Genomic DNA, 15,166 nt, shown 5'->3' with positions numbered 1-15,166 from the left:
GAGGGGAGGAGTTGCTGCTCGGCGTCGACCAGCAGGTGCAGGAGGCCGGGGGCGGGCCCGGAGGCCGACACCGGCAGCAGCTCCGTCATCGACACCAGGGACAGCCCGGTGATGGACCGGCCCTTCCCCGCGAACCACCGCTGCCTGGGCAGCCATTCGCGCAGGAGCGGTTCGAGCGGGGGGAGCGGATCGGCGGCCGGGCGGGGAGCGACGAAGACGGCCCGGGCTGCCCCGGTGCCCCGGGTGGATGCTGCCTCCGACATGGCGTCGCGTCCTTTCCCCGGGTCTCCAGACACACGTAAATGCGCAGATTGTCCCGGATTACGGTATTGGACATCCGGCGGAGCGTGGTGGTCCCCCGGACGGTGCCCGGGGGAGTGTCGGGTGAGGATCGTCCGTACAGGTCCCCTCAGGTTCCCCGTGTGCGACGGGGAGAGGCGGGTGCGCCTCGGGTTCGGTATTCAGTGAGAGTGCCCAGGGCGGGCCGGTGGAAACCGGCCCGCCCTCGGCCCTCGGGAACCGGCCGGAACCGGCCTCCGGCCCGGCCTCCCTCAGCTCGGCCCGACGTCCTTGCGCAGCCGGAACCAATAGAAGCCGTGGCCTGCCAGCGTGAGCAGATACGGCCATTCTCCGATGGCGGGGAAGCGGACGCCACCGATGAGTTCCACGGGGTGCCTTCCCTGGAAGCTGCTGAGGTCCAGTTCCGTGGGCTGGGCGAAGCGCGAGAAGTTGTTCACGCACAGGACGAGGTCGTCCCCCTGCCCCTCCACGGAGGGGGCCTCGCGCAGGAAGGCCAGCACCGCCGGGTTCGACGAGGGCAGCTCGGTGTACGAGCCGAGGCCGAACGCCGGGTTCTGCTTGCGGATCTCGATCATGCGCCGGGTCCAGTGCAGCAGCGAGGACGGCGAGGTCATCGAGGCTTCGACATTGGTGACCTGGTAGCCGTAGACCGGGTCCATGATCGTGGGCAGGAAGAGCCGGCCGGGGTCGCAGGAGGAGAAGCCCGCGTTGCGGTCGGGCGTCCACTGCATCGGGGTGCGCACGGCGTCCCGGTCGCCGAGCCAGATGTTGTCGCCCATGCCGATCTCGTCGCCGTAGTAGAGGATCGGCGAGCCCGGAAGGGACAGCAGCAGGGCCGTGAACAGTTCGATCTGGTTGCGGTCGTTGTCCAGCAGCGGGGCGAGGCGGCGCCGGATCCCGATGTTGGCGCGCATCCGCGGGTCCTTGGCGTACTCCGCCCACATGTAGTCACGCTCTTCGTCGGTGACCATCTCGAGGGTGAGCTCGTCGTGGTTGCGCAGGAAGATGCCCCACTGGCACTTCGAGGGGATCGCCGGGGTCTTGGCCAGGATCTCCGAGACCGGGTAGCGCGACTCCCGCCTGACCGCCATGAAGATCCGCGGCATGACCGGGAAGTGGAAGGCCATGTGGCACTCGTCGCCGCCGGTCGAGTAGTCGCCGAAGTAGTCGACGACGTCCTCGGGCCACTGGTTGGCCTCCGCCAGCAGCACGGTGTCCGGGTACTGGGCGTCGATCTCCTTGCGGACCCGCCTGAGGAACTCGTGGGTGGCGGGCAGGTTCTCGCAGTTGGTGCCCTCCTCGGCGTAGAGGTAGGGCACGGCGTCCAGCCGGAAGCCGTCGATGCCCAGGTCGAGCCAGAATCTGAGCGCCGCGATGATCTCCTCCTGCACCTGCGGGTTCTCGTAGTTGAGATCCGGCTGGTGGGAGAAGAAGCGGTGCCAGTAGTACTGCTTGCGCACCGGGTCGAAGGTCCAGTTGGAGGTCTCGGTGTCGACGAAGATGATCCGCGCGTCCTGGTACTGCTTGTCGTCGTCGGCCCAGACGTAGTAGTCGCCGTACGGGCCGTCGGGGTTGTTGCGCGACTCCTGGAACCACGGGTGCTGGTCGCTGGTGTGGTTCATCACGAAGTCGATGATCACGCGCATGCCGCGGTTGTGGGCGGCGTCGACGAACTCGACGAAGTCGGCGAGATCGCCGAACTCCGGGAGGACGGCGGTGTAGTCCGAGACGTCGTAACCGCCGTCGCGCAGCGGTGAGGCGAAGAACGGCGGCAGCCAGAGGCAGTCGACCCCCAGCCATTGCAGGTAGTCCAGCTTGGCGGTGAGCCCTTTGAGGTCTCCTACGCCGTCGCCGTTGCTGTCCTGGAAGGAACGGACGAGCACTTCGTAGAAGACGGCCCGCTTGTACCAGTCCGGATGACGGTCCTTGGCGGGTGTGTCCTCGAAGGTGTCATGGACGGGCTCATTGACGATCATGTTGTGGGTGACCCTCCGATCGGTGAGGACGGTCGCAGGACGAGTACATGCGCAGGCGTGACGCCCGGCTCGAGTCGCACGTAATTGGCCCTGCCCCAGTGGTAGGTCTCACCGGTGAGCTCGTCGCGCACCGGGATGGACTCGTGCCAGTCGAGGCCGAGTGCCGGCATGTCCAACGAGACCGTTGCCTCCTGGGTGTGGTGGGGGTCGAGGTTCACGACCACCAGCACGGTGTTCGAACCCGCCCGCTTCGAGTACGCGATCACCGCTTCCTTGTCCGCGTCGTGGAAATGGATGTCGCGCAACTGCCTCAGCGCAGGGTTGCGGCGCCTGATCGCGTTGAGCTCGGTGATGAGAGGAGCGATCGTACGGCCCTCCCGTTCCGCCGACTCCCAGTCCCGCGGCCTCAGTTGGTACTTCTCCGAGTTCAGGTACTCTTCGCTGCCCTGCCGCAGCGGAACGTTCTCGCACAGCTCGTAGCCCGCGTAGACGCCCCACGTCGGCACCAGGGTCGCGGCGAGCACGGCCCGCGCCTCGAAGGCCGGTCTGCCGCCATCGACAAGGTACGCGTGCAAAATGTCGGGCGTGTTGACGAAGAAGTTCGGGCGCATGTACGAGGCCGCCTCACCGGAGAGTTCCGTGAGGTACTCGGTGAGTTCCTGTTTGGTGTTGCGCCAGGTGAAGTAGGTGTACGACTGCTGGAAACCGATGCGGGCCAGCGTGTGCATCATCGCGGGGCGGGTGAACGCCTCGGCCAGGAAGATCACATCGGGGTCGGCGCGGTTGATCTCCGCGATCACCCGCTCCCAGAAGACCACCGGTTTCGTGTGCGGGTTGTCCACGCGGAAGATCCGCACCCCGTGCGCCATCCAGTGCCGCAGCACCCGCAGGGTCTCCTCGACCAGGCCGTCCATGTCGGCGTCGAAGGCGATCGGGTAGATGTCCTGGTACTTCTTCGGCGGGTTCTCGGCGTACGCGATCGAGCCGTCCGGCCGGTGGTTGAACCACTCCGGGTGCTCCTTCACCCACGGGTGGTCCGGGGAGCACTGCAGCGCGAAGTCCAGCGCCACCTCCAGGCCGAGCTCCCCGGCCCGCGCCACGAAGTGGTCGAAGTCCTCCAGGGTGCCGAGGTCCGGGTGGATCGCGTCGTGGCCGCCCTCGGGGGAGCCGATCGCCCAGGGCACGCCGACGTCGCCGGGACCCGCCGACAGCGTGTTGTTCGGGCCCTTGCGGAAGGTCGTGCCGATCGGGTGGACCGGCGGGAGGTAGACCACGTCGAAGCCCATCGCCGCGATCGCCGGCAGCCGCATCCCGGCGGTGCGGAAGGTGCCGGAGACCGGGGGCCGCACGCCCGCGGGGTCGACGACCGCGCCCTCGGAGCGCGGGAAGAACTCGTACCAGGAGCCGAACAGGGCGCGGGTCCGCTCCACCAGCAGCGGCATCCGGGCCGAGGCGGTGACCAGTTCGCGCAGCGGGTGGCGGGCCAGGGTGCGCGCCACGTCCGGGGTCAGCGCGGCGGCCAGCCGGGAGGCGGCGGGCCGCTCCGTGTCGCGCAGCGCGTCCACGACGGCCAGCACGACGTCCCGGCCCTCGTCCTTCGGGACCCCGGCGGCGGCCCGTTCGTGCAGCTCGGCGCCCTCGGCCAGGACCAGATCGGTGTCCATGCCGGCCGGGATCTTGATCTGCGCGTGGTGCCGCCAGGTGGCGATCGGGTTGCTCCAGGCCTCCACGGCGTAGGTCCAGGTGCCCTCGGCGTCCGGGGTGACGTCGGCACCCCAGCGGTCGGTGCCGGGGGCGAGTTCCCGCATCGGCGTCCAGGGTCCCTGACGGCCGGTGGGGTCGCGCAGCACCACATTGGCGGCGACCGCGTCATGGCCCTCCCGGAAGACGGTCGCGCTGACCTGGAACGTCTCGCCCACCACCGCCTTGGCGGGACGGTTTCCGCAGTCGACGAGGGGACGTACGTCCAGAACAGGGATGCGACCGATCATGGGTTCACCTACGGCTGTGCGTTCGCGGGGTTCGATTCTTTGTATCCGTTCCTTCGGCGGGCGGCCTGTCGGGCGGGCTGCGGGCATGGGGCGCTCCTGTCCGCGTTCACTCGGGTGGGTGCGTGAGATACGGACGTACGGTGCCGGGGCACGCCGTACCGAAGTAGCCTTCCCACGGCGTCTTCGGCGGCAATCCGGTATTCGGTTAACTACTGATGCGTAAGAACTCCGCCGCCCGGGACCCGTCCGACAGGGCCGTACGGGTGCCGGGCGGACCGCGGCAGGTGTCAGCCGCGGACCTGGAGCAGCCGGTTCGGGGAGCCGGGACCCGCGCCCCCCACCCGGCCCTTCGCCGAGTTCCCGACGAGCGCCTCGCCCACCGCCGCCGGGCGGGCCCGCGGGTGGTCGGCCAGGTACAGCGCGGCGGCGCCCGCCGCGTGCGGCGCGGCCATCGAGGTGCCGGAGGCGACCGCCGTCGCCGTGTCGGCCGTGTTCCACGCGGACGTGATGTTCACACCTGGTGCGAACAGATCGAGCCGCGAACCCCAGTTCGAGAATCCGGCGCGCCGGTCCCGGACGTCGGTGGCGCCGACCGTGACCGCCTCCCGCACCCGGGCCGGGGAGCCCAGGCCCGCGGACGCCCCCTCGTTGCCCGCCGCGACGGTGTAGGTCACCCCGGAGGCGACGGACCTGCGGACCGCGGCGTCCAGCTGGGCGTTCGGCGCGCCGCCCAGGCTCAGATTGGCGACGGCGGGCCCGACCGCGTTGCGCGTCACCCAGTCGATGCCCGCGATGACCTGGGCCGTCGTGCCGGCGCCCCGGCTGTCGAGCACCCGCACGGCCACGATCGTCGCCCTCTTCGCCACACCGTGCCCCGCACCGGCCGCCGTCGCCGCGACATGGGTGCCGTGTCCGTTGCCGTCCTGGGCGACGCGGTCGTTCTGGACGAAGTCCCAGCCGCTCACCGCCCGGCCGCCGAAGTCCCTGTGCGAGGTGCGCACGCCGGTGTCGATGACGTAGATCCGTACGCCCTTGCCGGCGCTGTCGGGCAAGGCGTAGGACCCGTCGAGGGGCAGGGACTTCCGGTCGAGCCGGTCGAGACCCCAGGACGGGGGGTTGTTCTGGGTGCGGTCCAGGAAGACCCGGGTGTCCTGGGTGACCGAGGCGACCCGGGGATCGGCGGCCAGCCGCTTCGCCCGGGTCTCGCTCGCCTCCACGGCGAAGCCGTTCAGGACCTCCCGGTAGACATGGCTGATTCTCGCGCCGTACCGGGCGGCCAGCTCCCTTCCCGCCGCCGACGAGGCGCTGACCCCCGCCGCCCCGGTCCTGAGGGTGACGATGTAGCTGCTGTCGACGGAACCGGCCGAGCCGGCCCCGTGTATGCGCCCCTCCGCGGGCGCCGCCTGCGCGGGCGGCGAGGCGACCGAGAGCGCCGCCGCGGTCGCCGCGGCGGTCACCACCCCGGTCACCCCTGTCAGGCGCAGGCGCAAGTCGCGCATCAGTGCCATCCGCTTCAGTCCCCTCCTCAACTCGACGCCCTCCGGCGCCACTTGGCAGCCTTCCGGTTGGTGTGAAGTGCGACAAGGCCGACGAGGGGGTGGAATCGGCCATATCGCCCGCGTAGTGAGGGGTGGTACGAGCGGCGCATGCGGAGGGGCGGAAAGCGTCCCGCCCGCGCTACGGCGCGTAGACGGCCGGGCGCGGAGCGGTGGGCATGCCGTTCCCGATGAAGAACCCAGGATGCGGCGGCTGGTTGTAGCCCGTGTTCTGCCAGGCCAGGCCCGTGCGGTACATGGTGTCGTGCAGCAGGGTGGTGATCTTCGTACTCGTCTCGTGCGGGGTCGAGTAGATCCGCAGCGCCCGGTTGTCCGAGGTCCGCCAGACGACCTCCTCGCGCCAGTCCCCGAGGATGTCCCCCGACAGGGCCGGGGTGGCCTTGGTGCCGTTGTTGGAGGAGACCGGGGCGCCGGTCAGCAGCCGGGTGTCGGACGAGGGCCGGTACTTGTCGACGTGCGTGCCGTCGAGGAGTTCGCGCACCGGGACGCCGTCCCACCAGGCGGCGAAGTTCACCGAGGACGGCTCGCGGCCCTTGGCGGCCCCGGCCTCGTCACGGACCGACGTGTCCGAGGCGGACCACACCTCCGCACCGTCGTTGCCGGCCCAGATGTCGGCCGCGACCCCGCGCCCGTTGTCGCAGCAGGCGGCGAGCTGCCACTTCACGGCGCCGTTCGCCGGGTCGAGGTACAGCTCGGCGGGCTGCGAGGAGGACTCGGAGACCTTGAAGTACTCCAGGCCCGGGTCCGCCGGGTCGAGGTCCCCCAGGTGCTGCGCGTCACCGTGTCCGGTCCGCGCCGTCCACAGGCCGGAGCCGTTGTCGTCCACCGCCATCGCGCCGTAGACGATCTCGTCCCTGCCGTCCCCGTCCACGTCGCCGACGGACAGACTGTGCGAGCCCTGGCCGTCGAAGCCCCGGCCCGCGTTGGTGGAGGAGCTGGTGTCGAACGTCCAGCGGCGGGTGAAGACGCCGCCCCGCCAGTCCCAGGCGGCGATCACCGTCCGGGTGTAGTAGCCGCGCGCCATGATCAGCGAGGGCCTGGCCCCGTCCAGGTACGCCGTCCCGGCCAGGAACCGGTCGACCCGGTTGCCGTACGAGTCGCCCCAGGAGGAGACGGTGCCGCGGGCCGGGACGTAGTCGACCGTGCCCAGGGCCGCGCCCGTCGCCCCGTCGAACATGGTCAGGTACTCCGGGCCCGACAGGACGTATCCACCGGCGCTGCGGTGGTCCGCCGAGGCCGAGCCGATCATCGTGCCCCGCCCGTCGACCGTGCCGTCGGCGGTCTTCATCGCCACCTCGGCCCGGCCGTCGCCGTCGTAGTCGTACGCCTGGAACTGGGTGTAGTGCGCACCCGAGCGGATGTTGCGCCCCAGGTCGATCCGCCACAGCCGGGTGCCGTCCAGCCTGATCCCGTCGACGACCGTGTTGCCGGTACAGCCGCTCTGGGAGTTGTCCTTGGCGTTGGTGGGCTGCCACTTCAGCACGAAGTCGAGCGCCCCGTCCCCGTCGAGATCGGCGACGCTCGCGTCGTTCGCCTCGTAGGTGTAGGCCACGCCGTCCGGGGTCGTGCCGCCGGCGGGCGGCGAGAGCGGCACGTCCTTGTACCCGGCGCGCAACTGGACGGCGTGCACCGAGTCGCCCTGCTCGACGCCGTTCACCACCGCGCGGACGGTGTAGTCGGCCTGCTCGGGGGCACCCGGGTGAAAAAAGTTGGTGGAGTTGGTGACGGGGGAGGAATTCACCTTCGTGCCGGCCCGGTACACGTTGAATGCGACATTGTCCGGATCGGTCCCCAGCCAGCGCCAGCCGACCAGATTGCCGCTGTCGGTGTGGACACTGACCACACCCCGGTCCAGTGCCTCCACCTGCCGTGCTGTCGCCGCCCCGGCGGTGCCGGACAGGGGGAGAGGGCTTGCGGCCGCCAGTGCGCCGGCCATCAGGAAGCCGAGCCGGGTTCTGCGCCGTGCGTGATGTGGTGCGCCGTTGCCTGCCGCGGGTGCCACGGTTCCTCCTCGGGGGATGAGGGACATGTGCACCATCTGGTCGCCGCGGCCGCGCCATCGGTTGCCGCGCACGGCCAAGCGATTGTGCGCCGTGTCGACGAGCCTGCCGCGCCGCTACCGTCTGGAGGGACACTCCACGCCGGGACGCACGGACCGCGCGTCCCCCGGACACAATGGACACGTACGTTTTCGAACATTCCAGTACGTTTCAGTACGTTCCCTGCGAAGGTGGAAACGTGAAGGCCATCCGTCGATTCACCGTCCGCCCCGTCCTGCCGGAACCCCTGCGACCGCTCAGTGAACTGGCGCGGAACCTGCGCTGGTCCTGGCACCCCGAGACCCGAGAACTCTTCCAGTCCGTCGATCCCGAGGGCTGGGCCGCCTCCGGGCAGGACCCGGTCCGCCTGCTCGGCACCGTCTCCTCCGCCCGCCTCGCCGAACTGGCCGACGACCGCCGATTCCTGCGCCGGCTGGCCGCCGCGGTCGACGACCTGGAGGACTACACCGGCGGCTCCCGCTGGTACCAGCGCCGCGGCCCCGGGCAGGAGGCGGACCTGCCCTCCGCCATCGCCTACTTCTCCCCCGAATTCGGCATCACGGCGGCCCTGCCCCAGTACTCCGGCGGCCTCGGCATCCTCGCGGGCGACCACCTCAAGGCCGCCAGCGACCTCGGCGCCCCGCTGATCGGCGTGGGCCTGCTCTACCGCCACGGCTACTTCCGCCAGACACTCTCCCGCGAGGGCTGGCAGCAGGAGCACTATCCCGTCCTCGACCCCAACGAACTCCCACTGCGGCTGCTGCGCGAGTCCGACGGCACACCGTGCCAGGTCGTCCTCACGCTCCCCGGCCGGCGCTCGCTGCACGCATACGTCTGGCAGGCCCAGGTCGGCCGCGTACCGCTGCTGCTCCTCGACTCGGACGTGGAGGAGAACGGCCCCGGCGAGCGCGACGTCACCGACCGTCTCTACGGCGGCGGCAGCGAGCACCGGCTGCTCCAGGAGATGCTGCTCGGTGTCGGAGGGGTCCGCGCCGTCCGCACGTACTGCCGGCTGACCGGCCACCCGGAGCCCGAGGTCTTCCACACCAACGAGGGCCACGCTGGCTTCCTCGGCCTGGAGCGGATCCGCGAACTGGCTGCCCAGGGGCTCGAGTTCGACGCCGCACTCGAGTCCGTACGCGCCGGCACGGTCTTCACCACCCACACCCCCGTCCCGGCCGGCATCGACCGCTTCGACCGGGAACTCGTCGCCCGCCACTTCGGCGAGGACGGCGAACTGCCGGGCGTGGACGTCGAGCGGATCCTCCGGCTCGGCATGGAGACCTATCCCGGCGGCGAACCCAACCTCTTCAACATGGCCGTCATGGGCCTGCGCCTCGCCCAGCGCGCCAACGGCGTCTCCACCCTGCACGGGCAGGTCAGCCGGGAGATGTTCGCCGGCCTGTGGCCCGGCTTCGACGCCGCCGAGGTGCCCATCACCTCCATCACCAACGGGGTGCACGCGCCCACCTGGGTCGCGCCCGAGGTGTTCCGCCTCGGCGCGCGGCAGGTCGGCGCCTCACGGGCCGAGGAGGTGCTCACCGCCGGCGGCGCCTCGCGCTGGGACGCCGTCGCCGACATCCCGGACAGCGAGATCTGGGAGCTGCGCAGGGAACTGCGCGAACAACTGGTCACCGAGGTCCGGCGGCGGCTGTTCGCCTCCTGGCGGCAGCGCGGCGCCGGCACCGCCGAGCTGGGCTGGATCTCCCAGGTGCTCGACCCGGACGTCCTGACCATCGGCTTCGCCCGCCGGGTGCCCTCCTACAAGCGGCTCACCCTGATGCTGCGCGACCGGGACCGGCTGATGGATCTGCTGCTGCACCCCGAGCGCCCGGTCCAGATCGTCGTGGCCGGCAAGGCGCACCCGGCCGACGACAGCGGCAAACGGCTCGTCCAGGAACTGGTGCGGTTCGCGGACGACCCGCGGGTGCGGCACCGCATCGTCTTCCTGCCCGACTACGGGATGGCGATGGCGCAGAAGCTCTACCCGGGCTGCGACGTCTGGCTGAACAATCCGCTGCGCCCGCTGGAGGCCTGCGGCACCTCCGGCATGAAGGCGGCGCTCAACGGCTGCCTCAACCTCTCCGTCCTGGACGGCTGGTGGGACGAGTGGTACGAGCCCGACTTCGGCTGGGCCATCCCCACCGCCGACGGGGCCGCCACCGACGACGACCGGCGCGACGACCTGGAGGCGAACGCCCTCTACGAACTGCTGGAGCAGCGGGTCGCGCCGCGCTTCTACGACCGCGGCCGCGGCGGGCTGCCGGACCGCTGGATCGAGATGGTCCGCCAGACCCTGATGAACCTCGGCCCCAAGGTGCTCGCCGGCCGCATGGTCCGTGAGTACGTGGAGCGGCTCTACACCCCGGCCGCGCACTCCCACCGCGCGCTCGGCCTTGACGAGGCGCGCGAGCTGGCCGAGTGGAAGGCACGGATCCGCGCCGCCTGGCCGAGGGTCGCCGTCGACCACGTCGAGGCGGCGGCGGCCGGTGCCACCCCGCGCGGGGACACCTCCACCGCCGAACTCGGCTCCACCCTGGCGCTGCGCGTCCGGGTCGCGCTCGACGGGCTCGTCCCCGACGACGTCGAGGTCCAGGCCGTCTCGGGCCGGGTCGACCCCGAGGACTCCATCGCCGACGCCCGCGCCGCGGCCCTGAAGCCGGTGGGCGGCCCGGACCTGGAGGGCCGCTGGACCTACGAGGGCCCGCTGTCCCTGGACCGCACCGGCCCCTTCGGCTACACGGTCCGCATCCTGCCCTCCCACCGGCTGCTGGCCTCCGGCGCCGACCTGGGGCTGGTGACGCTGCCCACCGGGACGACCGGAGACGGCGGGGGAGTGCTGATGCGGTAGTGCGGGACGCGCCGGGCCCCGGCACAGGTGCGCCCCGCCGTCGCGCGAGCGACGGCGGGGCGCACGTGCGTACCGAGGACGTCCGCTAGGAGACGTTCACGGCCTTCCACGCCGCGGCCACCGCCGCGTACTCGGTGCTGCCGGTGCCGTACAGCGCGCCGGCGGCGTTCAGCGTCGCCGTCCTGGCCCCGGAGTACTTGGTGGTGGAGGTCATGTACGTGGTCAGGGCCTTGTACCAGATCTTGACGGCCTTGTCCCGGCCGATGCCGGTGACGGTGGAGCCGTCGTAGGTGGCGCTGTTGTACGTCACCCCGTTGATCGTCTTCGAGCCGCTGCCCTCGGACAGCAGGTAGAAGAAGTGGTTGGCCGGGCCCGAGGAGTAGTGGACGTCGACCGAGCCGAGCGAGGAGGACCAGTAGTCCTTGGACGAGCCGTCCTTGCTCGGCTTGTCCATGTAGCGCAGCGGGGTGCCGTTGCCGCGGATGTCGATCTTCTCGCCGATGAGGTAGTCGCCGGGGTCGGAGGCGTTGGCGGCGTAGAACTCCACGGCGGTGCCGAGGATGTCGGAGGTCGCCTCGTTCAGACCGCCGGACTCGCCGCTGTAGTTGAGGCCCGCGGTGTTGGAGGTGACGCCGTGCGTCATCTCGTGGCCCGCCACGTCGAGCGAGGTCAGCGGCTTGGTGTTGCCCGAGCCGTCGCCGTACGTCATGCAGAAGCAGCTGTCGGACCAGAAGGCGTTGACGTACGCGTTGCCGTAGTGGACGCGGGAGTACGCGGCGACGCCGTTGTTCTTGATGCCGCTGCGCCCGAGCACGTTCTTGTAGAAGTCCCAGGTCGTCTGCGCGCCGAAGTGGGCGTCCACGGCGGCGGTCTGGGTGTTGGTGGCGGAGCCGGTGCCCCAGACGTTGTCGGCGTCGGTGAACAGCGTGCCGGTGCCGGAGGTGCCGCCGTTCAGGTTGTACGTCTTGTGGCTGCCGCGCGTGGTGTCGTTGAGCTGGTACGTCGAACCCGACAGCGTGGTGCCGATGTTCACCGTGCCGGAGTACTGGCTGTTGCCGGTGGCGGTCACGATGGCCTCGTACTCGTACAGCTTCTCGCCGGTCTGCGCGTCCGTGATGACGTGCAGTTCCTGCGGGGTGCCGTCGTGCTGGAAGCCGCCGACGACGGTCTCGTAGGCGAGGCCGGGCGTGCCGTCGGCCGCCCAGATCACCTTGCGGGGCGCCTGGTCGGCCTCGGACTTGGTGGAGCCCTCCGCCTTCGCGGCCTTGAGGGCCTGCTTCTCCGCGGTGGCCCCGGTGACCTCGGGGGCGAGGTCGGCGACCTTGATGGCGGCCTTCACGGCCTTGGTCGCGCCCTTGGTCTCACCGGTCTTCGAGGTGTGGACGACGAGGTCGCCGCCGAGCACGGGCAGGCCCGCGTAGGTGCGCTCGTAGCGGGTGTGGACCGTGCCGTCGGCGTCCTTGACGACGTCGCGGACGACCAGCTTCTCCTTGGCGCCGAGGCCGAGTTCCCCGGCGGTCTCGGCCTTGGTGGCGTTCGCCTCGCGCAGCAGCTCGGCCCGCTGCGAGGGGGTGAGCTTCAGCGGGAGCGCCGTGGCCGCGGTGCCCTCGGTGGGGGTGGCGGCACCGGCGGTGGTGGTGCCGAGTCCCGCGGTGAGGAGCGCGCCGGTGACGGCCAGGGTGAGGGCGGTGGCGACGCGCGTAGAGCGGGTTATGCGGGGGGTCACGTGTAAGTCCTTTGCTGAGTGGGGGGATTGCAAAGTCGTGGCCGTAGATTCGCAGAGGAGTCGTGTCCATGTCACTGGTCGTTGATCAGTTTTGACCATTGATTGACCGAACATGAACGGATGTGAGGAGCCGGTGCCCGAGGCCGGCCAGCGGCCCCGGGCACCGGCTGATGGTGCGTCAGCAGGTCATGCGGGAAGCGGGGTTCAGAAGGTCAGCTTCCAGCTGTCGATGTAGCCCGTGTCGCCGGAGGCCGCGTCCTGCACCCGCAGCTTCCAGGTCCCCGTCGCCGTCTCGGAGGAGGCGTTGACCGTGAAGGTCTGGTGGACGTCGTCCGCCGAGCCGCCGCTGCGGTTCAGCAGCGTGTACGCCGTCCCGTCGGGGGCGATCAGGGAGACGACCAGGTCACCGCGCCAGGTGTGGACGATGTCGACCTGCGCCTGGAGGGCGCTGGAGGCGGTGCCGGAGCGGTTGACGTTGATCGGCGACTCGACCGTCGAGTTGTCGGCGATCGGGTAGTCCGCGGTGTTCTCGAAGACGCTGCCCTGGCCCTCCGGGTCGACGGTCCAGGTGAAGCTCGCCGTCCCCGTCTCGCCCGCCGAGTCCGTGACGGTCACCGTCACCGAGCTGACGGCCGCGGTGGTCGGCGAACCCGAGATCAGGCCGGTGGAGGAGTTGATCGACAGTCCGGCCGGCAGGCCGGTCGCCGCGTAGCTCAGCGCACCCGCGTTGGTGCTGGTCGCCTGCACCTGGAGGCTCACGTCGGAGCCCACCGTGGAGTACTGGTTGCCGGGCGGGGTCACGGTGACGCCGTCCAGGATCCGGGAGCCGACGTTGATGGCCGCCCACGCGTTGGCCGTGTTGTTGTACGTGGCCGAGCCCAGCCCGAACAGGTCGGCGGCGGCCTGGAGCGTGGCCGTGCGCGCCCCCGCGTAGTTGGTGCTCGACGTCATGTACGTGGTCAGCGCACGGAACCAGATCTTCTCGGCGTTCGCCCGACCGATCGGCGTCACCGGAAGGCCGTCGGAGGTCGGCGAGTCGTAGGAGACCCCGTTGACGGTCTTGGCGCCGTCGCCCTCGGAGGCCAGGTAGAACCAGTGGTTGGCCGGGCCGGAGGAGTAGTGGACGTCGACCGAGCCGATGCCGGAGTACCAGTAGTCCTTGGACGAGCCGTCCCTGCTCGGCTTGTCCATGTAGCGCAGCGGGGTGCCGTCCCCGTTGATGTCGATCTTCTCGCCCACCAGGTAGTCGCCGACGTCCTGGGAGTTGTTCGCGTTGAACTCGACGGCGGCGGCGAAGATGTCGGAGGTCGCCTCGTTCAGGCCGCCCGACTCACCGCTGTAGGTGAGGTTCGCGGTGACGGAGGTCAGGCCGTGGGTCATCTCGTGCGCCGCGACGTCGATCGAGGTCAGCGGAGCCGCGTTGCCCGAGCCGTCGCCGTACGTCATGCAGAAGCAGGAGTCCTGCCAGAAGGCGTTGACGTAGTTGCTGCTGTAGTGCACCCGGCTGTAGGGGGCCACACCGTCGTTGCGCAGGCCGTTGCGCCCGTGCACGTTCTTGTAGTAGTCCCACGTCAGCGCGGCGCCGTAGTGCGCGTCCGCCCCCGCGGTCTCCAGGTTCGAGGCGGTGCCGTCGCCCCACACGTCGTCCGAGCCGCTGAAGAGCGTGCCCGTGCCCGACGTACCCCGGTTGAGGTTGTACGTCTTGTGGGCGCCGCGCGCGGCGTCGGTGAGGTTGTACGTCGACCCGGACTGGGTGGTCCCCAGGGTCACCGACCCGCTGTACTGGGTGTTGCCCGTGCCGGTGTGCACGCCCTCGTACTCGTGCAGCTTCTTGCCGGTCTGCGCGTCGGTGATGACGTGCAGCTCGCTCGGGGTGTCGTCGTGCTGGATGCCGCTGACGACGGTCTCGTAGGCGAGCACCGGCTTGCCGCTGCCGGCCCAGATCACCTTGCGGGCGCTGTCCGCCTCGGACTTGGTGGAGCCCTCGGCCTTCGCGGCCCTGACGGCCTGCTTCTCGGCGGTGCCGGCGGTCACCTCGGCGCTGAGGTCGGAGACCTTCAGCTGCGGCTTGTAGTTCTTGGTGACGCCCTCGGTCTTCCCGGACTTCTTCTCGTGGACGACGAGGTCGCCGCCGAGCACCGGCAGGCCCGCGTAGGTGCGCTCGTAGCGGGTGTGGACGGTGCCGTCGACGTCCCTGAGGACCTCACGGACGACCAGCTTCTCCTTGGCGCCCAGGCCGAGTTCCTCGGCGGTCTCGGCCTTGGTGGCGTTCGCCTCGCGCAGCAGCTCGGCCCGCTGGGACGGGGAGAGCTTGGCGGGCAGCGCGCCGGGGTCGGGCTTCTCGAACTTCGCGGCCCGGCCGGCCTTGGCGGCGGCGTCGTCGGGGCGGGCGCCGGCGGTGCCGGCCTGGACCCCGGTGATCAGCATGGCCGCCGCGGCGACGAGGGCGCCGGTCGCCAGGGTGCGTCTGTGGGCGCCTCTGTGGGGGGTGGATCTCACGCGAACTCCTATCGCTGCGGCCGCCGGTGGGCGGGCGGCCGGAGGAAGACCCGCCGACGGGATGGGCCGGCGGGGCCGTGCGTGCAGAGCGCGGTGCGGGTGCGTGACAAACGGAACGGGCACAGAGTGCCAGGAGTGAACGTCCCATGTCAGGAGCGCGTCAAAAGCTTGGCCGGAATCTATCCGTTGGCCGAACTCTGATGTCCGCTCAGCGAACGGGTGGTGGGG

7 protein-coding genes and 1 pseudogene are annotated in these 15,166 nt (G+C 70.6%); 1 reads left to right on the top strand and 7 read right to left on the bottom strand.

Going from position 1 to position 15,166, the window contains the following annotated elements; all coding sequences use genetic code 11:
• The 5 genes and pseudogenes from GUY61_RS22680 to GUY61_RS22660 form a co-directional block, all read right to left on the bottom strand.
• Positions 1-263 (bottom strand): annotated as a pseudogene (locus GUY61_RS22680) (maltokinase); the annotation flags it as partial.
• Between the two features lie 288 nt (positions 264-551).
• Positions 552-2,276, bottom strand: a complete 1,725-nt coding sequence (treS, locus tag GUY61_RS22675) for a maltose alpha-D-glucosyltransferase (RefSeq protein ID WP_166632073.1) — start codon at positions 2,274-2,276, stop codon at positions 552-554.
• On the bottom strand, positions 2,273-4,267 hold the full coding sequence (locus GUY61_RS22670) for an alpha-1,4-glucan--maltose-1-phosphate maltosyltransferase (RefSeq protein WP_208106331.1): 1,995 nt from the start codon (positions 4,265-4,267) through the stop codon (positions 2,273-2,275). The genes treS and GUY61_RS22670 overlap by 4 nt, the downstream gene beginning before the upstream one ends.
• A gap of 287 nt (positions 4,268-4,554) precedes the next feature.
• Positions 4,555-5,775 carry a S8 family peptidase gene (locus tag GUY61_RS22665; protein ID WP_166632071.1) on the bottom strand — a complete coding sequence of 407 codons (1,221 nt, stop codon included), beginning with the start codon at positions 5,773-5,775 and terminating at the stop codon, positions 4,555-4,557.
• A 169-nt stretch (positions 5,776-5,944) separates the two neighbouring features.
• Positions 5,945-7,759 carry a rhamnogalacturonan lyase gene (locus tag GUY61_RS22660; protein WP_208106332.1) on the bottom strand — a complete coding sequence of 605 codons (1,815 nt, stop codon included), beginning with the start codon at positions 7,757-7,759 and terminating at the stop codon, positions 5,945-5,947.
• A 302-nt stretch (positions 7,760-8,061) separates the two neighbouring features.
• Between GUY61_RS22660 and glgP the strand changes: the two genes are divergently transcribed.
• Positions 8,062-10,713, top strand: a complete 2,652-nt coding sequence (glgP, locus tag GUY61_RS22655) for an alpha-glucan family phosphorylase (protein ID WP_166632070.1) — start codon at positions 8,062-8,064, stop codon at positions 10,711-10,713.
• 85 nt (positions 10,714-10,798) lie between these two features.
• On the opposite strand, the gene GUY61_RS22650 is transcribed toward glgP, so the two are convergent.
• Entirely contained in the window at positions 10,799-12,439 is a 1,641-nt protein-coding gene (locus GUY61_RS22650; protein ID WP_313896809.1) for a M4 family metallopeptidase, read from the bottom strand.
• 204 nt (positions 12,440-12,643) lie between these two features.
• Positions 12,644-14,938 carry a M4 family metallopeptidase gene (locus GUY61_RS22645; RefSeq protein ID WP_398956517.1) on the bottom strand — a complete coding sequence of 765 codons (2,295 nt, stop codon included), beginning with the start codon at positions 14,936-14,938 and terminating at the stop codon, positions 12,644-12,646.
• Positions 14,939-15,166 lie beyond the last annotated feature (228 nt).

The sequence above is a fragment of the Streptomyces sp. GC420 genome, from assembly GCF_009916105.1.
Lineage (GTDB): Bacteria > Actinomycetota > Actinomycetes > Streptomycetales > Streptomycetaceae > Streptomyces.
This window is presented reverse-complemented; position numbering and strand designations above follow the sequence as displayed.

Coding starts and splice junctions, on each gene's coding strand:
- GUY61_RS22660 (WP_208106332.1), bottom strand. CDS start 7,759: ATGGCCGGCGCACTGGCGGCCGCAAGCCCTCTCCCCCTGTCCGGCACC.
- GUY61_RS22665 (WP_166632071.1), bottom strand. CDS start 5,775: ATGGCACTGATGCGCGACTTGCGCCTGCGCCTGACAGGGGTGACCGGG.
- GUY61_RS22670 (WP_208106331.1), bottom strand. CDS start 4,267: ATGATCGGTCGCATCCCTGTTCTGGACGTACGTCCCCTCGTCGACTGC.
- treS (WP_166632073.1), bottom strand. CDS start 2,276: ATGATCGTCAATGAGCCCGTCCATGACACCTTCGAGGACACACCCGCC.